A 25,042-nucleotide genomic window follows, 5' to 3' on the forward strand; every position below is an offset into this window, starting at 1 on the left:
CGGAGCCCTCCGGCAACCTTGCGCCGAGTAAAAAAGTACATAAACATATATTGAGTGACACGGCGGTGGTTCGCCTGTTGCGCGAATTAAGTGCGTGTCGTTGGCAGCATGTCGGTGTGACACAAGTGACCGATCGCAGCCAGACGTTGTCGGCGGAGAGAGGCCGCTCCACCGCGCTGGCCTCCGCTTTTGTGCGCGGAATGGTCGCGGCGGGGCTCGGGTTCGGCTCGCTCGCCGTCCTCGTCGTGGTGCTCTGGATCAGCTCCCCGTACCCCGATTCCGGCCCTGAGGCCGCCCTGCGCATCGCGGCCGGACTCTGGCTGCTCGCACATGGCGCCGAACTCGTCAGACCCGACACGCTCGGCGGAGCTTCCGCCCCGGTAGGGCTCGCGCCACTGCTGCTCACCCTGCTGCCCGTCTGGCTCGCGCACCGCGCGGCACGGGACGCCCTGGTGCCGGACGAGGGGCGCGCGCCGCCCTCGGCGGGCGGCGCCCTCTGGGCGGTGACGATCGGTTACCTGCTCGTCGCGGGCGCCGTCACGGTGTACGCGATGGGCGGGGCGATGCCCGTCGACCCGGTGTCCCTGGTGTTCCCGCCGCTGCTGGTGGCGGGGGCGACGGCGGCCGGGGTCTGGACGGCGTCGGGCCGGCCGCTGGGGCCGCTGCCGTCCCGGGCGCCCCGCGCGCTGCGGGCAGCGGTACGGCGTCCGTCGTTCCGCATCCGTACGGACGTGGTCCTGCGGTCAGCCGTCGCGGGGGTCATGACACTGCTCGGCGGCGGGGCGCTGTTGGTCGCGGTTGAGTTGGTGTCGCACGGGGGGCCGGCTCAGGAATCGTTCCTGCGGCTCTCCGGCGAGTGGTCGGGACGGTTCGCCGTCATGCTGCTGGGCCTGGTGCTCGTGCCGAACGCGGCGATGTGGGGCGCGGCGTACGGACTCGGCTCCGGTTTCGCCCTGGGGACGGAGTCCACGGTGAGCCCGTTCGTCATCGACGGGAAACCGGCGCTGCCGGACTTTCCGCTGCTCGCCGCCGTGCCGACGCGGGGGCCGGTGGCCGCCGGGATGGCCGGGACGGTGGCGCACTGGGCCGTTCTGGGTGTGCCGGTCGTGGCGGCGGTGACGATCGCGTGGTTCACCGTCCGGCGGGCGGCGCCGGTCTTCGCCGTGCGGGAGGAGGCGTGGAGCGCGGGTGACACCGCGCGGACGGCGGCGCTGGGAGCGACGGGGTGCGCGGTGGGCACGGCGATGCTGACGGCGATGGCCGGAGGGTCGCTGGGGACGGGGAAGTTGGCGGAGTTCGGCCCGGTGTGGTGGCTGACGGGCCTGGCCGCGTGGGGCTGGACGGTGGCGCTCGCGGTGCCGGGGGCCCTGCTGCTGCGGGCGTGGCGGCTGCGGGAGCGGAACGGCTGGGGCCGGTGGCGAGGCGGCGGGCCCCCGGCCGACGTGGGGACGGACGGCGAAGCGGAAACGAGGGGTGGGGCCGGGGGTAGTGCTCCGGACGTCGTCGCGGCCGACGGGACGGAGGAGGAAGAGGAGGAGGCCCGGACCGGCCGGTGGCGGCGCGGGGGCCGCCGGCGCCGTGGCGGCGGCCGGGGGGAGTCCGAGACGGAGTGCGTATCGCTGTCCGAGCTGCTGCCCCCACTCGATCCGGCTGACGACGAGGAGGAGGACGCCGACCTCGGACCGTACGACTTCCTGCCGACCGATCCCTGGCCGGGACGAAAGCCCGGGCCCGAATCCGGGCCCGGGCCCGAATCCGGGCCCGGGTCCGAGTCCGGGCCATGGCCCGAATCCGGGCCGCATTCCGGGTGCGAGCCCCGCTCCGAGTCCGGTTCCTGGGAAGGGGCTGGAGCGAGGACGGGGGACGCCCCCGGAGACGTACGCCGAAACGTTCATGAGAACGGAGGCCGGTACGCGGCGGAGCCGCGGGAAGCGGCCCGCCCGGAGGTCTCGGAGAGCCCGAGACCTCCGGGGGACGCTACTTCTTGACGCCGAAGAGGGGTTCCAGCGGCTTCGGCAGCAGATCGTTGCAGGACAGCTGGCCGGTCTTGGTCAGGGCGTCGTTCACGCACGTGTAGTAGTCGCGGTAGACGATCTGGACGGTGTAGGCCGTGGCGACGATCGAGAGCGCGAGCAGCGCCGTCACCAGGCCGGTGATCGCCGCCGTCGCCTGCGGTCTGGCGCCACCCGGCTGCGTGCCCCTGCCCGGCCCTCCGGCCGGCCGTGACGTGGGCTCGGGCGGCGCCGTGGGCGCGGTGGACGGGGAGTCAGGTGCGGCGGGGTCCGTCGCGGAAGGCTCCTTGGGCTTGGCGCGCAGGGAGCTGATCGCCCAGTAGGTGCCGAGCGCGCCGAGCAGCAGCGCGATCTCCGTGAACTCGAAGATGGCGAAGAAGAAGGCCCACATGCCGGAGAGCAGCGCGTAACGCGCGCGCCGCTGGGCGGGGTCGGTCGGGTCCCAGCGCGGACCGGTGGGGGCGCCGTCGGAGCCGCCCTTCCCGCCCTTCCCGCCGCGCCCACCGGGCAGGCCGCCGAAGTTCTCGCTCTGGCGTCCCGGCTGGTGGCTGCTCCACTGGCTGCCCCAGGCCGGGCGGTCGTCGGAGGGGCCGCCGTCGCCCGGTGTGTCGCCGTCGCCCTCCCCGCCGTGTGACGGACGGCGCGGCCGCCACGGCTGGTCGGGCCGGTTCTCGGGCGGCGGGGCGAACGGATTGTCGTCCTTCGGCGGGCCGCCGGAACCCCCGGCACCGCCCGCACTGCCGGAGCCGTCGGCACCACCGGTGCCGCCGTGACCGGAAGGGGAACCGGAGTTCGAGTCGGTGTGGGGGTCGGAGGAAGAAGAGCCCGGCGAGGAGGACTGGCGTTCCCGCAGCAGCATGGTGGCCCGCTCGGGCAGCGGGTGGGCGAAGGAGGTGCGGTGGCGTCGGTCCGGCATGTGGTGAACGTCTTCCCCATCTCGTCATTTCCGCCCGGCGGACGGTTCCCTGTCCCCAGACGCTACCCTCCGCCCACGCCCCCGTCCCGTGGGGGCGTCTTCAGGTGCCGGTATCGTTGCTGACGGTCGGGCCGTTCGTAGGGTTCCCCGTATCGGGAGGGACGCCGCGTTCGTAGGACCGTACAAAAGCATCAGCCCATAAGCGCCCGTCGCCTCTGGCGCCGCCTCTCCACCACGTCGTACCTCTCCACCACGCGAGAAAGGGCCCAGCCGTGGCCTCCCCGCCCCCCTCCGCCGCCCCGGCCCGCCTGGTCGTCCTCGTCTCGGGTTCCGGAACGAATCTCCAGGCGCTGCTCGACGCGATCGACGACGACCCGGCGGGTTACGGGGCCCAGGTGGTCGCGGTCGGCGCCGACCGCTCGGGGATCGCCGGTCTGGAGCGCGCCGAACGCGCCGGACTGCCGACCTTCGTCCGCAAGGTCTCGGACCACGCCACCAGGGAGGAGTGGGACGCGGCCCTCACCGCCGCCATCGCCGCCCACCGCCCGGACCTCGTCGTGTCCGCGGGGTTCATGAAGATCGTGGGCAAGCGGTTCCTCGCCGAGTTCGGCGGCCGTTTCGTCAACACCCACCCCGCCCTGCTGCCCAGCTTTCCCGGTGCCCACGGTGTGCGTGACGCGCTCGCGTACGGCGTGAAGGTCACCGGGTGCACCGTCCACTTCGTCGACGACGGCGTCGACACCGGTCCGATCATCGCGCAGGGCGTGGTCGAGGTGACCGAAGAGGACACGGCGGAGGGCGAAGCCGCTCTCCACGAACGCATCAAGGAAGTCGAGCGAAAGCTGCTCGTCGAGGTCGTGGGGCGGCTCGCCCGTAACGGCTATCGCATTGAGGGACGAAAGGTTCATCTCGGTCATGTCGGTGAATAAGCCCATCCGTCGCGCCCTGGTCAGCGTCTACGACAAGACGGGGCTCGAAGACCTCGCCCGCGGTCTGCACGAGGCGGGGGTCGAGCTCGTCTCCACCGGTTCCACCGCGTCGAGGATCGCCGCCGCCGGGGTCCCGGTCACCAAGGTCGAGGAGCTGACCGGCTTCCCCGAGTGCCTGGACGGCCGCGTCAAGACCCTGCACCCGAAGGTGCACGCGGGTATCCTCGCCGATCTGCGCCTGGACGCCCACCGCGCCCAGCTCGCCGAGCTGGGTGTGGAACCGTTCGACCTGGTCGTCGTGAACCTCTACCCGTTCAAGGAGACGGTCGCCTCCGGCGCGAGCGCCGACGAGTGCGTCGAGCAGATCGACATCGGCGGTCCGTCGATGGTCCGCGCCGCCGCCAAGAATCACCCGTCCGTGGCAGTCGTGACGAGCCCTGAGCGGTACGCCGACGTCCTCGCCGCGGTCCGGTCGGGCGGTTTCGACCTGACCGCCCGCAAGCGGCTGGCCGCCGAGGCGTTCCAGCACACCGCCGCCTACGACGTGGCCGTCGCCTCCTGGTTCGCCGACGACTACGCGGCGGCCGACGACACGGGCTTCCCCGACTTCTTCGGTACGACGTACGAGCGGAGCAACGTCCTCCGGTACGGCGAGAACCCGCACCAGCCCGCCGCGCTCTACACATCCGGCGCCGGCGGCCTGGCCGGTGCCGAGCAGCTGCACGGCAAGGAGATGTCGTACAACAACTACACGGACACCGACGCCGCCCGTCGTGCCGCGTACGACCACACCGAGCCGTGCGTCGCGATCATCAAGCACGCCAACCCCTGCGGCATCGCGATCGCCGGGGATGTCGCCGAGGCGCACCGCAACGCGCACGCCTGCGACCCGCTGTCGGCGTACGGCGGCGTCATCGCCGTCAACCGCCCGGTGAGCGTCACCATGGCCGAGCAGGTCGCGGAGATCTTCACCGAGGTCATCGTCGCCCCGGCGTACGAGGACGGTGCGGTCGAGATCCTGGCCCGCAAGAAGAACATCCGTGTGCTGCGCTGTCCGGAGGCCCCGACCGCACCGGTCGAGGTCAAGCCGATCGACGGCGGCGCGCTGCTCCAGGTCACCGACCGGCTCCAGGCCGGCGGCGACGACCCGGCCAACTGGACCCTCGCCACCGGCGACGCCCTCTCCGCGGACGAACTGGACGAGCTGTCCTTCGCCTGGAAGGCGTGCCGCGCGGTGAAGTCCAACGCGATCCTGCTCGCCAAGGGCGGCGCCTCGGTCGGCGTCGGCATGGGCCAGGTCAACCGCGTCGACTCCGCGAAGCTGGCGGTCGAGCGGGCGGGCGAGGAGCGCGCACGCGGGGCGTACGCCGCCTCGGACGCGTTCTTCCCGTTCCCCGACGGACTGGAGATCCTGACGGCGGCCGGGGTCAAGGCCGTGGTCCAGCCGGGCGGATCGGTCCGTGACGAGCTGGTCGTCGAGGCCGCGAAGAAGGCGGGCGTGACGATGTACTTCACCGGCACCCGCCACTTCTTCCACTGATCCCGCTCACTCCGCTGATCCCGCTCACTCCGCTGGTTCCGCTGACGCGGGCCCACGGCCCGCAGGCGCTTCGCGGGTGAGCGTCAGGAGTCCGACGAGGGGCGCTTCCCGGTCGTACGGTCCGGGAAGCGCCCCTCCGCCCGTTCCGTGGTCAGTACGGAGAGGTCGTCCTCCCGTACGAGATCGAAGCGCAGCGCCAGCGAGACCAGCGACTCCTGCTTGCCGTTCAGCCGCCGCGCCCGCCCGTCGGGGGAACGGCCGGGCCGGAGCCGCAGCTTCACCGCGAGATGGTCGACGCTCCACCGCACGGTCGCCCGGTTCGCCGCGGGCCAGACCGGCCGCAGCCGCTCGACGACCTGATCGACCGTCGGCAGCGGGGCGTGCGGTGCGCCACGCAGCCGGGGTTCGCAGAGCGCGGCCGGCACGGCGAAGTACCGCGTGGACGTGTCGAGCGCGAACGGCGAAGCGGCGGCGGGCCCCCGGGCAGTGCCGTCGGCGGTCCCCTCGGCGGAACCGTTGGCGATCGCGTCGGCGGGACCACGGGTGCGTCGCCCGGCCGTGGAAGCGGAAGCGGAATCCCCGCCCGACCGGTCGTGGAGGGGGACGCGGCGGCCGTGGAGAGGTGCGCCTCGGTCGTGGTGAGGCGCCCAGCGGTCGTGGTGAGGCGCCATCCGGTCGTGGTGAGGCGCCCACACCTCGAAACCGATCAGTTCGCCGGCCGCGGGCAGCGCCACCCGGGAGAACTCGAACGGCACGGGCGCGTCCAGCCGTCCGGGCGCGACCTTGATGTGCTCGCCCGCTCGCCCGCGCCCTCCGGATTCTCGACGACGTAGGTCTGATTCGTGCTCAGGTTGCTGAGTGTCCAGAAGGCGCTGCCCGCGGTGATCTCGCCGGCCGCGTGGGCCACCCCGTCGTGCTCGATCGTCAGATGCGGTCCGCCGTGCTCCGGCGCGGACCGGCCGAGGGGCAGGACATCACCCGGCGCGAGCTTGAACCGCCGTGCCGGGGAAGGGCGTTGAAAGCCGTCGACCGTGGTCGGGGCGGGCACGACGATGATGCTGTACATATCCGGATACTGCCCCGGGGGCACCGGGCCGGAAGGGAGCGTGAAGGCTCGTCCACGGGAGTGCGGCGGGAGTGCGGCAGGCGTGTGGACATCCCGGAAGGACGTACGACGACCGGAGGCCGCACCCCGGTGAGCGGGGGCGGCCTCCGTGACGGTACGGGTCAGATCACTGGGACTTGATGACCACGGACGAGCAGACCTTGTCCGCGAACGTCTGCTTCTTGGCGTCCCACAGCGGCCACAGGTAGCCGATGTAGCAGACGAGGCTGTCCAGGAAGTGGGCCAGCTTGCGGACGAACGCCATGCCGAAGCCGAGCGGCTGGCCGTCGGCCTCGCGCAGCAGCCGGATGTTCAGGGCCTTCTTGCCGATGCTCTGGCCGGTGGTGCCCTCCTGGTACAGCAGCCACAGCGCCACACCGACCACGGCGAGGAAGCCGATGACCGAGAGGAGGCCGCCGAAGGAGCCGCCGATGGCTCCGCCGATGATGACCACGAGGTACGGGACGCACATCACGAGCCCGTCGACGATGGTCGCGGCGAAGCGCAGGCCCCAGTGGGCCAGTTCGGGCAGACCACCCTGGCCGGGCTGCTGGGGGTAGCCGCCGCCGTACGGCTGACCGGGCTGCTGCGGGTAGCCGTAGCCCTGCGGCGGGACGCCCTGGGGGCTCTGCTGCGGGTAGCCGTAGCCGGGCTGACCGGGCTGGCCGGCCTGACCGGGCTGACCGGGCTGACCGGGCTGCTTCCCGTAGGGGTTGTTCGGGTTCGGGTCGCCGAAGCTCATCTGGGGCGTTCCTCCAACGGACGTGCGGGGACGATGCGGCCGTACGGAGGGAAGGAGACGTCAGTGGTCCGCCCCCCGATACTTTCTGCGGCACTGCGGCCATCATCGTTATAAGCGGAACGTAAGTTTGTCCAGTCATGTGACTGATGCGTTGTGCAAGTGCAATCTCCGGGAACGCTTCCCGTCCGGGGAATTGGTACCTGAGCGGGGTCATCCGCGAAGATGGCACCATGACTGCCCACATTCTCGATGGCAAGGCCACCGCAGCCGCGATCAAGTCCGACCTGACCGCCCGTGTGGCGGCCCTCAAGGCACGGGGCATCACCCCCGGTCTGGGAACCCTGCTCGTCGGGGACGACCCGGGCAGTCGGTGGTACGTGAACGGCAAGCACCGTGACTGCGCCGAGGTCGGCATCGGCTCGATCCAGCGGGAGCTTCCCGCCACCGCGACCCAGGAGCAGATCGAGGACGTCGTGCGGGAGCTCAACGACAACCCCGAATGCACGGGCTACATCGTGCAGTTGCCCCTCCCCAAGGGCATCGACACCAACCGGGTCCTGGAGTTGATGGACCCGCTCAAGGACGCCGACGGACTGCACCCGATGAGCCTGGGCCGACTCGTCCTGAACGAGCCGGGCCCGCTGCCCTGCACCCCGCAGGGTGTCGTCCAACTGCTCCGCCACCACGGGGTCGAGATCAACGGGGCGCACGTCGTGGTCGTCGGCCGCGGAGTGACCATCGGGCGCTCGATCCCGCTCCTGCTCACCCGTAAGTCCGAGAACGCCACGGTCACCCAGTGCCACACCGGTACGCGTGACCTCTCGGCGCACCTCAAGCAGGCGGACATCATCGTCGCCGCCGCCGGGGTGCCGCACATCATCAAGCCCGAGGACGTGAAGCCGGGCGCGGCCGTGCTCGACGTCGGCGTCAGCCGGGACGAGAACGGCAAGATCGTCGGCGATGTGCACCCGGGGGTGGCCGAGGTGGCCGCGTGGATCTCCCCCAACCCCGGTGGTGTCGGCCCGATGACCCGGGCGCAGCTGCTGGTCAACGTGGTCGAGGCGGCGGAGCGCGCCGCCGACGCCGTCTCCGCCGGCTGATCCGGAACCGGAAGGAACCCCATGGGAGCTGGTACGAGCCCGGCCGAGCCGGCCTCGAAGTCGGAGGCCGGGTCCGGCGCGGGTACGGGTGCGTCCGCGAAGCCCGGGACCAACGAACCCACGCACCGGGAGCCGGGGACGGACACGCCCGACCCGGAACCCGGGACGGACACGCCCACGGACCCGGGGTCGGGGCCGGGCACGCCATCGGGCCCGGCTGGGACAGCGTCCCGGACACCTGGGCCCGGGGCTGCCGGGTCTGTGTCCCCCGGGCCCGGGACTCCCGAGCCCGGGAGCGCCGGGTCTGAGCCCTCCGGGTCTGAGCCCTCTGAGCCTGAGTCCTCCGGGTCTGAGCCCTCTGAGCCTGAGTCCTCCGGGTCTGAGCCCTCCGGGTCTGAGCCCTCCGGGTCTGAGCCCTCCGGGTCTGAGTCCTCCGGGTCTGAGCCCTCCGAGCCTGAGCCCTCGGGGTCTGAGCCCTCTGAGCCTGAGCCCTCGGGGCCCGGGACCGACGCACCCGATTCCGCCGGGTCCGAGCCCGCCGAGTCCGGGGCCGACACGCCAGCGCCCACTGCGCCAGGGCCCGCTGCGCCAGGGCCCACTGCGTCAGGGCCCGCTGCGCCACGGTTTACTGCGACCAGGGCCGACGTGACCGAGGACGAGGTGCCCGGGGCCGAGGTGCCCGAAAAGTCGGGGTCCACCTCCCGGGCGCAGGCGAAGACCGTGTCTCGCGAAGACCGTTCGGCTGGTTCCGCCGCCGCGGCCGGTTCCGCCGGTCCGGCCGCACCGACGGGCGCGACGGCCGTGAGCCCGGACAACGGCCGGTCGCGGCGGTTCTCGCTCACCCGGAGCACCGCGCGCCCCGAGGGCGGTGGCCGGGCGGCGTCCGGCGACGCGCCCGCCCCGGCCCGGCAGTGGCCCCTGCTCGCCGTGCTCAGCGCGGTAGGTATCGGACTGCTGGTGGTCGCCACCGACCCGTTCGCGGAGGCGTTCCGGATCGGCACCATCCTGATCGGAGCGGCCCTCGCCGGGGGAGCCGTGCTGCGCTGGACGGTGCCCTCCGTGGGCATGCTGGCCGTGCGGTCGCGCTTCACCGACGTGGTGACGTACGGCCTGCTGGGCCTCCTCGTCGTGATGCTCTCGCTGATGGCGCAGCCCGATCCATGGCTGGACATCCCGTTCCTCGACGGCGTGGTCCACTTCACGATCCGCTGAGCCGATCCGTACGCGCGCACCGTCCGTACACCATCGGCGCACCCGGACACCGTCCGCACGGCCGGACAACGCGGTCCCCCAGGCCCCACCCGGCCCGGGGGACCGCTGTTCGTGGGCGCCGTCGACAAGCCATGGCGAGCGGCCTCCGGAACATCATCCCCGAGTGCCCGTCCCCTCCCCCGAGGAGGACGGACACCGGGACCGGGACAACGCGGAGCAACAAGCCATGAAATACCGCGACTTGAGCGTTCCTGCCCTGTCCCGTCCTCAGCCTTGTGGACCGGGCGGGCGGGTTCAAGGGATGCCTGTGGCCTGTGGCACGGAAGTGACCATTCCGCCACGGTGTGATCGTCACGCAACGGGTGGCAGACTGCCCCGATCGCCCCGGCCCGGAGGGCACCGGCGCCGGTCGGACAGGTTGCCGCGGAGCGGCCCGCACCGGTCATGCGCGGGGGAACAAGCCGGGGGAACGAGGGGGAGTGAATGCCTCGCGGGAAGGCTCTACCGGAGGACCTGGACCCGGAGATCAAGGAGTTCGCGGAGCGGTTGCGCGCGCTGGTCGATCGAAGTGGGCTTGGTATCGGTGGCCGACCGCACGGGCTGCGGCAAGTCTTCGTGGGAAGCCTCCTGAACGGTCGGCTGCCGACGCCCAAGCGCGCGATCATCGCGCTCGCCGATCTGACGGGCACCCGTCAGGCGCATCTGGTCACCAAGGCGAAGGCGGCCGACGCCACCGCCCGCGCGACGCTGGTCTCCGGGGCGAAGGGCTGCACGGGCCTGGGGCGGGAATGACAGAGCACCTGCCCACGACGGGACGCCGGTGGCGTTGGCGGACGTCCGGCGTGACCGTGGCGGTGCGCCGGGTGGCGGGTTCGCGCGCTGCCACAGGGGGCCGAGCGGTCGCTCGGCCCCGGGTCGGATAGCCTGGCGGCTGGATATCTCTTCACGTCAAGATTCGGATCGATCAAAATCGAGCCGCGGTCGAGTGCCGGGATGTCCAGCACCAGGGGCAGGGACCCCCACCGCCAGCTGTCTAAACGGAGATCGCCATGACCCGCACTCCCGTGAATGTCACCGTGACCGGCGCAGCCGGCCAGATCGGCTACGCGCTGCTCTTCCGCATCGCGTCCGGCCACCTGCTCGGCGCGGATGTGCCGGTCAGCCTCCGTCTCCTCGAAATCCCGCAGGGCCTCAAGGCCGCCGAGGGCACCGCGATGGAGCTCGACGACTGCGCCTTCCCGCTGCTGCGCAACATCGAGATCACCGACGACCCGAACGTCGGCTTCGCCGGTGCCAACGTCGCACTGCTGGTCGGCGCCCGGCCCCGTACGAAGGGCATGGAGCGCGGCGACCTGCTCTCCGCCAACGGCGGCATCTTCAAGCCGCAGGGCAAGGCGATCAACGACAACGCCGCTGACGACATCAAGGTGCTCGTCGTGGGCAACCCGGCCAACACCAACGCGCTCATCGCGCAGGCCGCCGCCCCGGACGTACCGGCCGACCGCTTCACCGCGATGACCCGTCTGGACCACAACCGGGCGATCTCACAGCTGGCCGCCAAGACCGGCTCCGCCGTCTCCGACATCAAGCGGCTGACGATCTGGGGCAACCACTCGGCGACCCAGTACCCCGACATCTTCCACGCGGAGATCGCCGGCAAGAACGCCGCCGAGGTCGTCAACGACGAGGCATGGCTGGCCGACACCTTCATCCCGACCGTCGCCAAGCGCGGCGCCGCGATCATCGAGGCCCGTGGCGCCTCCTCGGCCGCCTCCGCCGCGAACGCCGCCATCGACCACGTGCACACCTGGGTCAACGGCACGGCCGAGGGCGACTGGACCTCGATGGGCATTCCGTCGGACGGCTCCTACGGTGTGCCCGAGGGCATCATCTCGTCCTTCCCGGTCACCACGGAGAACGGCACGTACGAGATCGTCCAGGGCCTGGACATCAACGAGTTCTCCCGCACGCGCATCGACGCGTCGGTGAAGGAGCTGACCGAGGAGCGCGACGCGGTGCGCGAGCTCGGCCTGATCTGAGCGGATCGCGTCCGGACCGCCGCTCGATCTGATCCGAGCGGCCCCGGCCCGACCCGGCCCACTCAGACCTGACCCGTTCGGACCGCCTCGGCGATTCAGCGCGTCGGTCCGGGTGACGAAGGGGCTTCCGGTGGCGACTGCCGCCGGAAGCCCCTTCTCGTTGCCTCGTTGCCTCGTCGGCTCGTCCCGCCGTCCCACCGTCCGGGGATCTCGCCGTCAGTGACCGCGGTGCCGGTCGGCGATCTCGCTCAGGGCCGTCATCGCCCGGCGCTGCAGGCCGGGCCCGAAGGTGATCCGGGTGGCTCCCAGTCCGGCCGGCCGGTGCGGGGTCGGGCCGCCGTCCCGGGCGAGGGCGTTGAGCGGACCCGGACCCGGCGGACGCCCCCGAGACCGCGCGGACGATCCTCGCCACGGCCGCGAACATCTCGGCGGCGGGGGTCGCCCCGTCCTCGTGGCCGAGCGAGGCAGCGATCCCCGCGCTCGGGGTGGCGAGCGCGGGGAAGCCGGCGTCGGCCAGGACCCGCGCGCTGGCGGCGTCCCACGGCCCCGGAAGGATCAGCGGGTCGCCGGGGGTACGGCCGAGGTGGAGTGCCCGCAGCGCGGACGCCGTCATGGGCGGTGGTCCCCGAGCCGCTGCCGGGCGTCCGACGTCACTTGATGTCGCCGGGGGTGTAGTGACCGGCGGCGGAGCGGCAGGCCACCCCGAACCGGTTCCAGGAGTTGATCACGATGATGGCTGCGATCAGCTGGGTCAGTTCCGTCTCCTCGAAGTGCTTGGCGGCCCGCTCGTACACCTCGTCCGGAACGAAACCGTCGGTCAGGACGGTCACCGCCTCGGTCAGTTCGATCGCCGCGATCTCCTTCTCCGTGTAGAAGTGCGGCGACTCCTCCCAGGCGCTCAGCTGGATGATCCGCTCGGCCGACTCACCCGCCGCGAGCGCGTCCTTGCTGTGCATGTCCAGGCAGAACGCGCAGTGGTTGAGCTGCGAGGCACGGATCTTCACCAGCTCGATCAGCGTCGGGTCGATGCCCCGGCGGGCGGCGACGTCCAGCCGGACCATCGCCTTGTAGACATCGGGGGCCAGCTCGGCCCAGCGCAGACGCGGGGCGGGCTCGGGTGCGCGGTCGGTGGGCGTGCCGTGGTTCTCGTTCGTCGTCATGAGTACGACGCTACGGGGTGGATGGCGGCTGGGTATGGTCCAATTCCGTGATGGATTCGTGGGCCATTTCCAAGGCCACCATCGGGGCGGACCTGCATCTCGAACCGATGGGCAGGGGACTGCGCAACGGGCTGATGAACGCCCTGCGTGAGGCCGTGCGCACGGGAAGGCTGGCTCCCGGCACCAGGCTGCCGTCGTCCCGTACGCTCGCCGCCGATCTGGGCGTCGCCCGCAACACCGTCGCCGACGCCTACGCCGAACTGGTGGCCGAGGGGTGGCTCACCGCACGGCAGGGCTCGGGGACCACGGTCGCGCGGCGGGCCGAACCGCGCCCCTCCCCGTCCGCCACGCCGCGCACCCCGCCGATGCGGCGCCGGCCCACGTACAGCCTGGTGCCCGGCTCACCCGACCTGTCGACGTTTCCGCGCGCCGAATGGCTCAAGGCGGCCCGCCGCGCTCTGACCGCCGCACCCAACGAGGCGTTCGGGTACGCCGATCTACAGGGCCGCATCGAGTTGCGCACCGCGCTCGCCGACTATCTGGCGCGGGCGCGCGGGGTGCGTGCCTCACCCGAGCGGATCGTGATCTGCTCCGGCTTCGTCCATGGGCTGATGCTGCTGGCGAAGGTACTGCGACAGCTCCGGGGAGCGCGCGCGGTGGCCGTCGAGTCGTACGGCCTGGACTTCCACCGGGACGTCCTCACCGAGGCCGGACTGCGCACTCCTTGCCTGCCGTTCGACGCGCTCGGCTCCCGGACCGGGGGACTGGCCGACGCACGGGGCGTGGGCGCGGTGCTGCTGACGGCCGCCCACCAGTTCCCGATGGGAATGCCGCTCCACCCCGACCGCCGTACCGCCGTCGTCGACTGGGCGCGCGGTACGGGCGGGCTGATCCTGGAGGACGACTACGACGGGGAGTTCCGATACGACAGACACCCGGTCGGCGCCCTTCAGGGACTGGACCCCGACCGGGTGGTCTACCTCGGTACGTCCAGCAAGTCGCTGGCCCCCGGGCTGCGTCTGGCCTGGATGGTGCTGCCCGAGTCACTGGTCGCGGACGTGACGCGGGTCAAAGGACACGCCGACTGGTCGTCGGGTACACCGGACCAGCTGACGCTCGCGGAATTCATCGGATCGGGGGCGTACGACCGTCATGTACGCGCCATGAGGCTGCGTTACCGTCGCCGCCGCGACCAGCTCGTCGCCGTGCTCGCCGAGCGCGCCCCGGACATCCGGATCAGCGGTATCGCCGCCGGTATGCACGCGGTCCTCGAACTCCCGGAGGGCAGCGAACGGTCGGTGATCCAGGCGGCGAACTGGCAGGGGCTCGCCCTGGAGGGCCTCGAACGCTTCCGCCACCCGCAGGCACCGCCGGGACGCGACGCACTGGTGATCGGTTACGGAGTGCCGCCCGACAGCGCCTGGACGGGCACCCTGGACGCGCTGTGCCGGGTGCTCCCATGACCCCGGAGCGGCACGACCCGACGCGGCCGGCCGTACTCGCACGAGTACGGGCACACAGGCGCGGGCCGTCGTACGGATCTCAGCCGACCCGCTCCGGGTCCGGGCCGGGTATCTCCACGGCGGGAGCCTCGCCGAACCGCGCCAGGGCGAGCGCACCCGCCACCGCGACCGCGAACCCGGCCACGGCCAGCCAGCCCAGGCCGTCCCGGGTACGGTCCCCGAGCCACACCACGCCCACCAGCGCCGGGCCGATCGTCTCGCCGAGCACCATGCCGGCCGTGGCCGTCGTCACCGAGCCGCGTTGCAGCGCCGAAGTGAGCAGCAGGAACGCCGAGCCACCGCCCAGCAGCAGCGCGTAGACGGCGGGATTGGCGACCAGAGCCGAGGGCGCGACGTCGTCGACGAGCCGCACGGTGACCTCGACCACCCCGAAACCGCATCCCGCGCCGAGCCCGAGCACGAGAGCGCGCGGCTTCTCGGGCAGCCGCCCGGCGGCCGCCCCCGCGAGGAGGACGAAGAGGGCCGCACCGAGCATCGCCCAGCGCAGCGCCGTCGAGCCCACCTGGTCGCCCTCGGCCCCGGAGGCGAGCCCGAGCATGCCGAGACCGGCGCAGACGACACCGACCGCGCCCCACTCCGTGCCGCTCAGCCGCACCTGGAGGAGCCGGGCGGCGACCACGGCGGTCACCGCGAGGCTGGCGGCGAGCGCGGCACCCACGGCGTAGATCGGCAGGGACCGCAGCGCGATGATCTGGAAGACGAAGCCGAGGCCGTCCAGGGCGAGCCCGGCGACGTACCGCCACTGCCGCAGCGCGCGCAGCAGCAGCGCCGGATCGACACCCGCGCCATCACCCGGAGCCGCAGCGGCCCGCGCGGCCACGGCCTGGAGCACCGAGGCCGTTCCGAAACAGACGGCGGAGGCGAGAGCGCAGATCATCCCGAGAAGCACACGGCGACTCTACTGGTGAGGACTTCGCGGGCCGTGTGCCCCTGTGGAAAAGCAGTCTCCTGATGCGACGATCTGATGGTCGGTCTCACGGACTGATGGCGGTGGCGGCGGGAGCGTGCTCCTGTGCGGTACGGCAGTCCCGGTGGGGCGGGGTGTCGACAGTGTTCCCGCGAGACGGGACGGTTCACTCGCCTACGCCGGTCGGCTGTCGGGCCATGCGGTTCCTGGGCATTCCGTCGACTGCCCAGTCCTCACGAGCGTCGATGAGCGCGGGCAGGACTGCGTCCTCCAGCCGGTCGGCCTGAGTCCGGAGCGTCGAGGCGGCCTCGACCACCGCGTCAGGGTCGAGACCCCCGAACCAGAAGTCGTCGACGATCTGGAATGTTGGCGACCGGTATCCGCGGTCCCGGACCGCCGTCGTGCGGGTTGCAGTCGATACTCACCGCGAGGACAACCGCCTTCCGCACGGGGCCGCTGCCTTGGGCGACCGCCATGCATCGACCGTCGAACGAGGCACGATGACAGATGTCTGCCACCCGCGTGCCGAGCTGTTCCAGAGGAACGCCGCTCTCGCTCGGATCGTTCTCGGCCCACCGGGGAAGGCACCCGGTGACCACGGGACCGCTCTTCGAGCTGATGGCCCACAGTCGCTCGGTGGACGGGGGAGCGGGGAGCGTGCTCGACGACGCGTCCGTACCGTTCATTCCTCACCGTCCGTCACCATTGCCCGGACGAGCTTCCCGCCGGACTCGCGTTCGCAGGCTCCCCATCGACCAGCGGTGACAGCGTCCACCAGGGCCGGACCACGCCCGGACTCGGCGTCCCCGGCGGACGCTCGCATCGTCGGCAGGGTTCCGTCGGCGTCGTGCACCTCGATGCGTACGCCTCCGGCCAGCCGCTCGAATCGGGTCTCGATCAGCCGGTAGCGCGGGATTCGTGCGTGGCGGAGTGAGTTGGTCAGCAGCTCGGACAGCACCAGCTCAGCGGTGCCCACCAGCCGGCCGAGCCCCCACTTTTCCATCGCACGTCACAGTTCGTGACGTGCGGCCGACACACACCGCGCACTGTGCGGCCATCGCTTCACCACCACCGCGTCCGGCTGTCCGCCCACTCTCAACAGGGGCTGAAGTCGTGTACTCACCGGCCCGCCACGGGGAACGGGGAATGCGGGTCGGCTCCCCGGGGGCAGCCCCGGCGCCCCGGAGCCCGTCCGCGCTCAGCCGCGCAGCACCTCTCGCAACTGCTCCAGCCCCCAGTCCAGGTCCTCCTTGGCGATCACCAGCGGTGGGGCGATCCTGATCGTCGAGCCGTGGGTGTCCTTGACCAGCACGCCCCGGTCCATCAGCTTCTCGGAGATCTCCCGGCCGGTTCCGTGGGCCGGGGCGATGTCGACGCCGGCCCACAGCCCCCGGCCCCGTACCGCCTCCACCGCCCCACCGTCCAGCAGCACCCCCAGCTCTCGGTGCAGGTGATCGCCCAGCTCGGCGGCCCGCTGCTGGAACTCGCCGGTCCGCAGCATCGCGATCACCTCCAGCCCGACCGCGCACGCCAGCGGGTTACCGCCGAACGTCGAACCGTGCTCACCCGGCCGGTGGACACCGAGGACCGCCGACGACGACACCACGGCCGACACCGGCACCACCCCGCCGCCCAGCGCCTTGCCGAGCACGTACATGTCCGGCACGACCCCCTCGTGCTCGCAGGCGAACGTCTTCCCGGTCCGGCCGAGACCCGTCTGGATCTCGTCCGCGATGAACAGGACGTTCCGCTCACGGGTCAGCTCGCGCACCGTCGAGAGGTAGCCCGGAGGCGGCACCAGCACCCCGGCCTCCCCCTGGATCGGCTCCAGCAGCACCGCCACGGTGTTGTCGGTAATCGCCTCGCGCAGCGCCGTCGGATCGCCGTACGGGACGATCTCGAACCCCGGCGTGTACGGACCGTAGTCGGCCCGCGCCTCCTGGTCCGTGGAGAAGCTGATGATCGTCGTCGTCCGGCCGTGGAAGTTGTCGGCGGCAACGATGATCTTCGCCATTCCGTCCGGTACGCCCTTCACCCGGTACCCCCACTTACGGGCCGTCTTCACGGCCGTCTCCACGGCCTCCGCCCCGGTGTTCATGGGGAGCACCATCTCCATGCCGCACAGCTCGGCGAGGCGCGTGCAGAAGTCGGCGAACCGGTCGTGGTGGAAGGCGCGCGAGGTGAGCGTCACCCGCTCCAGCTGTGCCCTGGCGGCGTCGAGCAGACGCCGGTTGCCGTGGCCGAAGTTGAGCGCGGAGTAGCCGGCGAGCATGTCGAGGTAGCGCCGGCCCTCGACATCGGTCATCCAGGCGCCGTCCGCCGAGGCGACGACAACCGGCAACGGGTGGTAGTTGTGCGCGCTGTGCGCCTCGGCGGAGGCGATGGCGGTTTCCGTGGTCGACACGGGATCTCCGTTCGTCGTGCGGAAGGGAGGGAGGAAGGAGGGGAGGGAGGGGAGGACAGGTGTACGGGTGGACGGGAGAGGGCGGCGGGGTGTGGGAAGGGGAAGAGCTGTCCTGCCCACTTTGTATCGTCGCCCCGATCCCGGACGGGGGATACAGCGCGCACACGGCATGCCCGCGCCTCCTCGGCACGCAAGGGCGATCAGCCGATCAGCCGGGCAGCCGGGTGGCAGGACAGCCAGGCATCCGGGTGGCCGGGGCGGCCCGAGCCCGGCTCCGCGGCCGTCGCCGACGCCGCGGTCCGCCCGTGGACGTCAGCGGGACGTCAGCCGCGCGTCAGAGGCGCGTGAGCGGGAGACCGCAGAGTGGTGAGTGACAGCCGGTCGGGGCGTATCGCGCCGAAGGCCCGGTCCGTTCCGCACATCACATCGGGGGATTTCCCATGCGTACATTCCGTCACCGCTCCACCGTCCTCGGCGCCGCGGCCACCACCGTCCTCGCTCTCGCACTGACCGCCTGCGGCGGAAGCGACAGCGGTACGAAGGACGCGGGCGCGGCGAAGTCCGACGCGCCGACCGTGTCCTCGACGCAGGCCGCCGGGTCCGCCCCGTCCGCCGCTTCCGCCACCTCCGCCGTCACCGGCGGTTCGGCGAAGGACGCCGGCTCGGGCAACGGCGGAAGCGCCAAGGCGGACCCCGCGGCCACGGTCGCCGCCGCCTCGGCGGTCAAGGCGAAGGGCGGCGGCAGCACGAACACCGAGAGCTACGCCTTCTCGCACCCGTGCGAGACGGGAAGGCTGTCGCTGCGGGTGACCACACGCTCGGGCGCGTCCTCGCAGCGGGTGATCGAGGTGCGCAACACCGGCTCGACCTCCTGCGGTCTGAGCTACCACCCCGCGGTCGACCTCGGCGACTCCGCCTCCGGGGACCGGAGCCACAACGTCAAGCCGCTGATCCCCAGCGGACTCGGTGGCGCTCCCGCCTACCCGGTGCTGGCGGGCCAGACCGCCTACGCGGTGATCGACCTCAACCCGAGCGGTGCGACCACCGGCACGGCGCCCGGGATCAACGAGATGAACGTGCTCGTCAGCCCGGACAGCATGCCGAACGCCGACACGCGCAACTTCCCCCTCGGCTCGGGTGCGAAGGTGCTCAAGCCGAAGCTGGGCCTGTACCGCGGCACGGTCGCGGACGCGGTGAACTCCATGAAGCAGGCGGACACCCAGTCCTGAGCTCCCTGACCTCCTCGACCTCCCCGACTTCCCCGAGAGACACCGCCCGCCGGAGCCGTTGTGCGCTCCGGCGGGCGGTGGCCCGTCCCCGGGCCCGGTGGCCGACCTGACCGCGTCCGCGACCGCTCCGACGGTCCGCGGAGTTTTCCCGAACCGGCGGCCCAAGATCGGTTCCGTACCTGAGACAATGAGTCCATGGCCTCTGATCGACCTCGCGTGCTCTCCGGAATCCAGCCCACCGCAGGCTCGTTCCACCTCGGCAACTACCTCGGTGCGGTCCGCCAGTGGGTGGCGCTCCAGGAGTCCCACGACGCCTTCTACATGGTGGTGGACCTGCACGCGATCACCGTGCCGCAGGCACCCGGCGAGCTGCGAGCGAACACCCGGCTCGCGGTCGCGCAGCTCCTCGCCGCGGGTGTGGACCCGGAGCGCTGCACGCTCTTCGTGCAGAGCCACATCCCCGAGCACACCCAGCTCGCCTGGGTGATGAACTGCCTGGCCGGATTCGGCGAGGCGGCGCGGATGACCCAGTTCAAGGACAAGTCCGCCAAGCAGGGCTCCGAGCGGACCACCGTCGGCCTGTTCACGTATCCGATGCTGATGGTCGCCGACATCCTCCTCTACCAGGCCGACCAGGTCCCGGTCGGTGAGGACCAGCGCCAGCACCTGGAGCTGACCCGCGACCTCGCCGAGCGGTTCAACGGGCTGTACGGCCCCACCTTCACCGCGCCGGACCCGTACATCCTCAAGGAGACGGCGAAGATCTACGACCTTCAGGACCCGACGTCGAAGATGAGCAAGTCGGCGGCCACCCCGAAGGGCCTGATCAACCTCCTCGACGAGCCGAAGGCCACCGCGAAGAAGGTCAGGAGCGCGATCACCGACACCGACACGGTCGTCCGCTTCGACCGTGCCGAGAAGCCGGGCGTCAGCAACCTCCTGACCATCTACTCCACCCTCACCGGGGCGAGTGTCGCGGAGCTGGAGCAGAAGTACGAGGGCAAGGGCTACGGTGCGCTGAAGACCGACCTCGCCGAGGTCGTGGTGGACTTCGTCACCCCCTTCAGGACCCGCACCCAGGAATACCTGGGGGACCCGGAGACGCTGGACTCGATCCTGGCCAAGGGTGCCGAGAAGGCGCGCGCGGTCGCGGCGGAGACCCTGGCACTGGCGTACGACCGCATGGGTCTCCTCCTCGCGAAGCACTGAGTCGCAGGAGTACAGGGAGCCGAAGGGACCGAAGGAGTCCAAGGACTCTGGTGACGGCGCGGGGGCAGGCGTCACACTGGCGAGGCCGTCCGCCCCGGGCGGACGGGACCATCGAGGATTGAGGAGAACGACGTGGGGACCGTAACGCTCGGCGTTTCGATCGCGGTCCCGGAGCCCTACGGCAGCCTGCTCCAGGAGCGGCGCGCGAGCTTCGGGGACCCGGCCGCGTTCGGCATCCCCACCCACGTCACCCTTCTCCCGCCGACCGAGGCCGAGGCGGCCGACCTGTCCGCGATCGAGGCGCACCTCGCCCGGATCGCGACGGCCGGCCGCCCCTTCCCGATGCGGCTCTCCGGCACCGGCACCTTCCGCCCGCTCTCGCCGGTCGTCTTCATCCAGGTCGTCGAGGGCGCCGCGGCCTGCTCCTGGCTCCAGAAGCGGGTCAGGGACAGCTCGGGGCCGCTGGTGCGCGAGCTCCAGTTCCCGTACCACCCGCACGTGACCGTCGCCCACGGCATCTCCGAGGAGGCGATGGACCGGGCCTACGGGGAGCTGGCCGAGTACGAGGCGTCCTGGCTCTGCGGCTCCTTCGCGCTGTACGAGCAGGGCGCGGACGCCGTCTGGCGCAAGATCCACGAGTTCCCGTTCGGGGCCGGGGGAGACGCGCCCGCCGTGCCCGCGCAGGGCGGCTGCTCGGTCGACGAACCGTCGCTCCAGTCCTGAGTCAGGACCCGGTTCGGCCCTGAACCGGGCCCGCGCCCGGAACGGCTCCGCTCCGGGTCCGCCGTCTCGTACAGAGCCCGGGGTCGTACACGTCGCCGTGGGCGCCGGACGTTCCGGCGACGTGCTTGCCGCCGCACGCGGGCCCTCCCTACGCGTACACGGGCCCTTCTCTGCGGCATGGGCGGGCGGCCCGGGACGCGGCCCCCCTCCGTACCGGTCCGGGCCCCGCGTGCCCGGTCACCCAGGACCGGCAGTGGTCCGAACAGGTTCAGACCGGCAGTGGTCCGAACAGGCTCGGACCGGCAATCGCCCGAACAGACTCGGACGCTCAGACCGGCAGCCGCCTGAACAGCGGACGCGGCACATGCCGCAGCGCCGACATCACCACCCGAAGCGCCCCCGGCACCCACACCGTCTCGGAGCGCCGCCGCAGCCCCGTCACGATCGCGGCGGCGACCGCGTCCGGGGTCGTCGCGAGCGGGGCCTCGGCCGTCCCCGCCGTCATCTTCGACCGTACGAAGCCGGGGCGCACGACCATCACATGCACCCCGGTGCCGTACAGCGCGTCGCCCAGGCCCTGCGCGAACGCGTCCAGGCCCGCCTTGCTCGACCCGTAGATGAAGTTCGCGCGCCGGGCTCGCTCGCCCGCCACCGACGACAGCACCACCAGGGAGCCGTGCCCCTGCGCCTGGAGTGCGCCCGCGCACACCAGACCGGCGGAGACGGCCCCCGTGTAGTTGGTCCGGGCGACGCGGACGGCCGACATCGGCTCCTCCTCGTCATGGGTCTGGTCACCGAGGATGCCGAACGCCATCAGCACCAGATCGATGTCGCCCTCGGTGAACACCTTGCCGAGGGTGGTCTCGTGCGACTCCGGGTCGAGGGCGTCGAAGGCGACCGTACGGACATCGGCGCCCAGCACCCGCAGTTCCTCCGCCGCGGACTCCAGGGTGGGGGAGGGGCGGCCGGCCAGCCAGACCGTACGGGTGCGGCGGGCGATCAGCCGGCGGGCGGTGGCGAGTCCGATCTCGGAGGTGCCGCCGAGGACGAGCAGGGACTGCGGGGCACCGAAGGCGTCCTTCATGGAACTCTCCAAGCAGGGTGTGTGCGGTGTGGAGTGGGAGGTCAGAGCGAGAGACGGCGTGAGAGGTCGGAGCGGAACGCGCCGTTCGGGTCGAGCTCGGCGCGCAGCGCGCGGAACGCGGGCAGTCGCGGATACATCGCGGCCAGCGTCTCCGGGCGCAGCCGCGCGTCCTTCGCCAGGTAGACCCGGCCGCCGGCCGCCGCCACCTCCTCGTCGAGGCCGTCGAGGAGCGCGGCCAGTCCGGGGAGTCCGGTGGGCAGATCGAGGGCGAGGGTCCAGCCCGGCATCGGGAAGGACAGCCAGCCCGGATCGCCCGCGCCGAACCGCTTGAGCACGGCGAGGAACGACGGACAGCGGTGCCCCGAGATCCGCCGGACGATCCGGTGCAGTGCTTCCTCCTGGCCGTACCCGACGACGAACTGGTACTGCACGAAGCCGCCGCGCCCGTAGACACGGTTCCAGTGCGGGACGCCGTCCAGGGGGTGGAAGAAGGCCGAGATCTTCTGGAGTTCGCCGGTACGGGACGCCGGGGACCTGCGGTACCAGAACTCGTTGAAGAGGGCGACGGAGGTGCGGCCGAGCAGTCCCTCCGGCAGGAACCGGGGTGCGGCGGGCAGCCGGCCCGGACGGAACGCGAGTGGTGTGCGCCTCGCGTGCGCCGGGAGTGCGTCCGGTGGGGCGTGCTCCCCGCGGGTCAGCACGGACCGCCCGGTGGCCCTTCCGCGCGCCAGCAGATCGATCCAGGCGACCGAGTAGCGGTAGCGGTGGTCCGCCGCCGTCAGACGGGCCATCAGATCGTCGAGGTCCGTGGCCCGTTCGGTGTCGACCGACATCCAGGAGGTCGCGACGCGGTGGAAGCGGAGCGTGGCCGAGAGGATCACCCCGGTCAGCCCCATGCCGCCGGTGGTCGCGTCGAAGAGGTCGCTGCCCGGCCGGACCGTGCGCAGCTCGCCGTCGGCGGTCAGCAGCCGCAGTTCGGTGACGTGCCGGGAGAAGGAGCCGGAGACATGGTGGTTCTTGCCGTGGATGTCGGCGCCGATCGCACCGCCCACCGTCACCTGCCGGGTGCCGGGGGTGACCGGTACGAACCAGCCGAGCGGCAGCAGCACCTCCATCAGCCGGTGCAGACTCACCCCGGCGTCGCACACCACGGTGCCGGTGGCCCGGTCGATGGCATGAATCCGGTTCAGGGCGGTCATGTCCAGCACGGAGCCGCCCGCGTTCTGCGCGGCGTCCCCGTAGGCGCGGCCGAGACCGCGGGCGATCGATCCACGCGGCCCGCAGCCGCGCACCACGGTGACCGCCTCCTCGTAGGTGCGGGGCCGGAACAACAGGGCGGTCGTCGGGGCGGTACGGCCCCAGCCGGTCATGGACACGGTGTCGGCAGACATGACGGTGACCGTAGCGCCCAGGAAAACCCCTTTGAGGGATTTGTTACAGGACTCACCGAAATGGGTGGTTGAGCGAGTGTCGTCACCCCGCTGCCGACGAACTCCCCCTCCCGACCAGAAGAGTCCCTTACGGGCCGGGCACCGGCACCCGGCGAGCGGTGCCCCGCCGAGGCCAGCACGCCGGTCCGCACCGCACCGGACCGGGGCGCGTCCGGCGGACCGGCCGACTCGGCCGGCTCGCGCCGACCCGCCACCGATGTCCCGAGCGGGCCCGGCGGACGGGGCGCGCCCGGTGGACTCGTACCGAGGAAGGGGTGGCGGATGGGCCGCGCGGACACGGACCGACGGCGGGTGGCCGCGTCGCGGGGCCGGGGTACGGCCCGATGGTGGGCGGTGGCGTCGCGGGACCACGGCACGGGTCCAGGGGCCGTGGCCGCGTCGCGGGCTTGCGGTACGGCCCGATGGTTGGCGGTGGCGTCGCGGGACCACGGCACGGGTTTACGGGTGGTGGGCGTGCCACGGGACTGCGGTACGGACCGACGGCTGATGGCCGCGTCGCGGGACCGCGGTACGGACCGGCCGCTGATGGCCGCGTCGCGGGACCACGGCACGGGACCAAGGGGCATGGCCGCGTCGCGGGGCCGCTGTACGGGTCCACGCGTGGCGGTCGTCGCGTCCTGGGCGAGCGGGCGGGGGCGGCCATGACCGAGCGCGGCGCCACGCTGCTCGACGAGCCGGAGGCCCCCGCGTCCCCCCGGCCGTCCGCGACGGCCGGGCGGGGGGTGCGCGGGTGGCTGCGCGCCAGGCCACTGACGAAGCGGTGCGCCGAGGCATCGGCGCTGCTGTCCAAGTGGCCGGCGATGCCGATGCCGCTGCTGGGAGTGGTGCGGGGGCTCGTGCGCACCGCGCGCCCCCGCCAGTGGATCAAGAACCTCCTGGTCGTGGCCGCCCCGGCCGCCGCCGGGAAGCTGCTGTCGTACCACGCGGCGGCCCGGCTGGCCGTCGTCTTCGCGCTGTTCACGGTGGCCGCCGCGGCCGTCTACCTGGTCAACGACGCCCGGGACGCCGAGGCGGACCGCGCCCATCCGCGCAAACGGCACCGCCCGGTGGCCGCCGGGGTGGTGCCGGTGCCCGTCGCCCACACGGTCGGCGCGCTCCTCGCCGTCGCGGCGACCGGCGGGGCCGCGCTGCTCTGCTCCACCGCCACGGCCGTCCTGCTCACCTCGTACGTCCTCGCCCAGCTCGCCTACTGCCTGTGGCTCAAACGGGTGCTGGTGGCCGATCTGGCGGTCGTCACCAGCGGCTTCCTGACGCGGGCCATGATCGGCGGGGTGGCTCTCGGCATCCCGTTGTCCCGCTGGTTCCTCATCACCACCGGATTCGGCGCGTTGTTCATGGTGGCGGCCAAGCGGTACTCCGAGGCGGTGGAGCTGGCCGGCGCCGGGGGCGCCACCAGGACCCTGCTGACCGAGTACACCGTCGGATACCTGCGGTTCGTCTGGCAACTGGCGGCCGGGGTCGCCGTACTCGCCTACTGCCTGTGGGCCCTGGAGGGCGGCGCCGGCGGCGATGGGCTGCTGCCCTGGCGCCAGCTGTCGGTGATCCCGTTCACCCTGGCGGTGCTGCGGTACGCGGTCTTCGCCGACCGGGGCACGTCCGGTGCCCCCGAGGACGTGGTGCTGCGGGACCGGGCGCTCGGCGTGATCGGCCTGGTGTGGCTGGCGATGTACGCACTGGCGGTCGGCGATCTCTGACCGTGCGGAACGCCCGCGAAGGCGCCGCCGCGGTCACCCACGGTGAACGGATCAGGACAACGG

Annotated in this window: 19 protein-coding genes and 4 pseudogenes; 12 read left to right on the top strand and 11 right to left on the bottom strand. The window is 72.1% G+C overall.

Annotated elements, in window-relative coordinates:
- The first annotated feature begins 125 nt into the window (after positions 1 to 125).
- Positions 126 to 1,988, top strand: coding sequence for a DUF6350 family protein (locus tag PZB75_RS20215; RefSeq protein ID WP_275538779.1), 1,863 nt, complete (start codon positions 126 to 128; stop codon positions 1,986 to 1,988).
- On the opposite strand, the gene PZB75_RS20220 is transcribed toward PZB75_RS20215, so the two are convergent.
- On the bottom strand, positions 1,978 to 2,928 hold the full coding sequence (locus PZB75_RS20220) for a hypothetical protein (protein WP_275536706.1): 951 nt from the start codon (positions 2,926 to 2,928) through the stop codon (positions 1,978 to 1,980). The two genes, PZB75_RS20215 and PZB75_RS20220, sit on opposite strands and share 11 nt — an antisense overlap.
- A gap of 272 nt (positions 2,929 to 3,200) precedes the next feature.
- Between PZB75_RS20220 and purN the strand changes: the two genes are divergently transcribed.
- The gene (gene purN, locus PZB75_RS20225) at positions 3,201 to 3,857 is read left to right on the top strand and encodes a phosphoribosylglycinamide formyltransferase (RefSeq protein WP_275536707.1); all 657 of its coding nucleotides are present in this window, start codon (positions 3,201 to 3,203) and stop codon (positions 3,855 to 3,857) included.
- Positions 3,844 to 5,397 (top strand): bifunctional phosphoribosylaminoimidazolecarboxamide formyltransferase/IMP cyclohydrolase, encoded by a 1,554-nt coding sequence (gene purH / locus PZB75_RS20230; RefSeq protein WP_275536708.1) that lies wholly within the window; start codon positions 3,844 to 3,846, stop codon positions 5,395 to 5,397. Before purN ends, purH begins: the two co-directional genes overlap by 14 nt.
- Positions 5,398 to 5,480: 83 nt before the next feature.
- Here the strand turns inward: purH and PZB75_RS20235 are convergent, their stop codons facing one another.
- The 3 genes and pseudogenes from PZB75_RS20235 to PZB75_RS20245 all read right to left on the bottom strand — a co-directional run bounded on the left by PZB75_RS20235 (position 5,481) and on the right by PZB75_RS20245 (position 7,244).
- Positions 5,481 to 6,092 carry a hypothetical protein gene (locus PZB75_RS20235; RefSeq protein WP_275538780.1) on the bottom strand — a complete coding sequence of 204 codons (612 nt, stop codon included), beginning with the start codon at positions 6,090 to 6,092 and terminating at the stop codon, positions 5,481 to 5,483.
- Positions 6,072 to 6,463, bottom strand: a pseudogene (locus PZB75_RS20240) (FHA domain-containing protein); the annotation flags it as partial. The pseudogene PZB75_RS20240 and the gene PZB75_RS20235, both read right to left, overlap by 21 nt.
- A 166-nt stretch (positions 6,464 to 6,629) precedes the next feature.
- Positions 6,630 to 7,244, bottom strand: a complete 615-nt coding sequence (locus PZB75_RS20245) for an RDD family protein (RefSeq protein ID WP_275536709.1) — start codon at positions 7,242 to 7,244, stop codon at positions 6,630 to 6,632.
- 230 nt (positions 7,245 to 7,474) lie between these two features.
- Between PZB75_RS20245 and PZB75_RS20250 the strand changes: the two genes are divergently transcribed.
- The 4 genes and pseudogenes from PZB75_RS20250 (at position 7,475) to PZB75_RS20265 (ending at position 11,595) form a co-directional block, all read left to right on the top strand.
- Positions 7,475 to 8,344: a bifunctional methylenetetrahydrofolate dehydrogenase/methenyltetrahydrofolate cyclohydrolase gene (locus tag PZB75_RS20250; protein WP_275536710.1), complete on the top strand. Its 870-nt coding sequence runs from the start codon at positions 7,475 to 7,477 to the stop codon at positions 8,342 to 8,344.
- An 822-nt stretch (positions 8,345 to 9,166) separates the two neighbouring features.
- A pseudogene (locus PZB75_RS20255) lies at positions 9,167 to 9,556 on the top strand (DUF3017 domain-containing protein); the annotation flags it as partial.
- A gap of 483 nt (positions 9,557 to 10,039) precedes the next feature.
- A pseudogene (locus PZB75_RS20260) lies at positions 10,040 to 10,246 on the top strand (helix-turn-helix transcriptional regulator); the annotation flags it as partial.
- A 359-nt stretch (positions 10,247 to 10,605) separates the two neighbouring features.
- Positions 10,606 to 11,595 carry a malate dehydrogenase gene (locus tag PZB75_RS20265; RefSeq protein ID WP_275536711.1) on the top strand — a complete coding sequence of 330 codons (990 nt, stop codon included), beginning with the start codon at positions 10,606 to 10,608 and terminating at the stop codon, positions 11,593 to 11,595.
- 216 nt (positions 11,596 to 11,811) lie between these two features.
- Here PZB75_RS20265 and PZB75_RS32055 read toward each other — a convergent pair.
- Together PZB75_RS32055 and PZB75_RS20275 are read right to left on the bottom strand one after the other, a co-directional pair.
- Positions 11,812 to 12,208 (bottom strand): annotated as a pseudogene (locus tag PZB75_RS32055) (isocitrate lyase/phosphoenolpyruvate mutase family protein).
- A 37-nt stretch (positions 12,209 to 12,245) separates the two neighbouring features.
- Positions 12,246 to 12,755 (bottom strand): carboxymuconolactone decarboxylase family protein, encoded by a 510-nt coding sequence (locus PZB75_RS20275; protein WP_275536712.1) that lies wholly within the window; start codon positions 12,753 to 12,755, stop codon positions 12,246 to 12,248.
- A gap of 50 nt (positions 12,756 to 12,805) precedes the next feature.
- On the opposite strand from PZB75_RS20275, the gene PZB75_RS20280 reads away from it, so the two are divergent.
- The gene (locus PZB75_RS20280) at positions 12,806 to 14,218 is read left to right on the top strand and encodes a PLP-dependent aminotransferase family protein (RefSeq protein ID WP_275538781.1); all 1,413 of its coding nucleotides are present in this window, start codon (positions 12,806 to 12,808) and stop codon (positions 14,216 to 14,218) included.
- A gap of 79 nt (positions 14,219 to 14,297) precedes the next feature.
- Here PZB75_RS20280 and PZB75_RS20285 read toward each other — a convergent pair whose 3' ends face one another.
- The 3 genes from PZB75_RS20285 to rocD all read right to left on the bottom strand — a co-directional run bounded on the left by PZB75_RS20285 (position 14,298) and on the right by rocD (position 17,589).
- On the bottom strand, positions 14,298 to 15,155 hold the full coding sequence (locus PZB75_RS20285) for a hypothetical protein (RefSeq protein WP_275538782.1): 858 nt from the start codon (positions 15,153 to 15,155) through the stop codon (positions 14,298 to 14,300).
- Positions 15,156 to 15,867: 712 nt separating this feature from the next.
- Positions 15,868 to 16,188, bottom strand: coding sequence for an ATP-binding protein (locus tag PZB75_RS20290; protein ID WP_275536713.1), 321 nt, complete (start codon positions 16,186 to 16,188; stop codon positions 15,868 to 15,870).
- 195 nt (positions 16,189 to 16,383) lie between these two features.
- On the bottom strand, positions 16,384 to 17,589 hold the full coding sequence (gene rocD, locus PZB75_RS20295) for an ornithine--oxo-acid transaminase (RefSeq protein WP_275536714.1): 1,206 nt from the start codon (positions 17,587 to 17,589) through the stop codon (positions 16,384 to 16,386).
- Between the two features lie 440 nt (positions 17,590 to 18,029).
- On the opposite strand from rocD, the gene PZB75_RS20300 reads away from it, so the two are divergent.
- From PZB75_RS20300 to PZB75_RS20310, 3 genes are all read left to right on the top strand, one after another.
- Positions 18,030 to 18,818 (top strand): DUF4232 domain-containing protein, encoded by a 789-nt coding sequence (locus PZB75_RS20300; RefSeq protein WP_275536715.1) that lies wholly within the window; start codon positions 18,030 to 18,032, stop codon positions 18,816 to 18,818.
- 195 nt (positions 18,819 to 19,013) lie between these two features.
- Complete coding sequence (gene trpS, locus PZB75_RS20305; RefSeq protein ID WP_275536716.1) at positions 19,014 to 20,027, top strand: tryptophan--tRNA ligase; 1,014 nt, start codon at positions 19,014 to 19,016, stop codon at positions 20,025 to 20,027.
- A 132-nt stretch (positions 20,028 to 20,159) separates the two neighbouring features.
- Positions 20,160 to 20,750, top strand: coding sequence for a 2'-5' RNA ligase family protein (locus tag PZB75_RS20310; RefSeq protein ID WP_275536717.1), 591 nt, complete (start codon positions 20,160 to 20,162; stop codon positions 20,748 to 20,750).
- Positions 20,751 to 21,078: 328 nt separating this feature from the next.
- Here the strand turns inward: PZB75_RS20310 and PZB75_RS20315 are convergent, their stop codons facing one another.
- Together PZB75_RS20315 and PZB75_RS20320 are read right to left on the bottom strand one after the other, a co-directional pair.
- The gene (locus PZB75_RS20315; RefSeq protein WP_275538783.1) at positions 21,079 to 21,834 is read right to left on the bottom strand and encodes a decaprenylphospho-beta-D-erythro-pentofuranosid-2-ulose 2-reductase; all 756 of its coding nucleotides are present in this window, start codon (positions 21,832 to 21,834) and stop codon (positions 21,079 to 21,081) included.
- 41 nt (positions 21,835 to 21,875) lie between these two features.
- Positions 21,876 to 23,225, bottom strand: a complete 1,350-nt coding sequence (locus PZB75_RS20320) for an FAD-binding oxidoreductase (RefSeq protein WP_275536718.1) — start codon at positions 23,223 to 23,225, stop codon at positions 21,876 to 21,878.
- An 860-nt stretch (positions 23,226 to 24,085) separates the two neighbouring features.
- Here PZB75_RS20320 and PZB75_RS20325 point away from each other — a divergent pair.
- Positions 24,086 to 24,979 carry a decaprenyl-phosphate phosphoribosyltransferase gene (locus PZB75_RS20325; protein WP_275538784.1) on the top strand — a complete coding sequence of 298 codons (894 nt, stop codon included), beginning with the start codon at positions 24,086 to 24,088 and terminating at the stop codon, positions 24,977 to 24,979.
- Positions 24,980 to 25,042 lie beyond the last annotated feature (63 nt).

This window comes from Streptomyces sp. AM 4-1-1 (genome assembly GCF_029167625.1).
Taxonomy (GTDB): domain Bacteria; phylum Actinomycetota; class Actinomycetes; order Streptomycetales; family Streptomycetaceae; genus Streptomyces.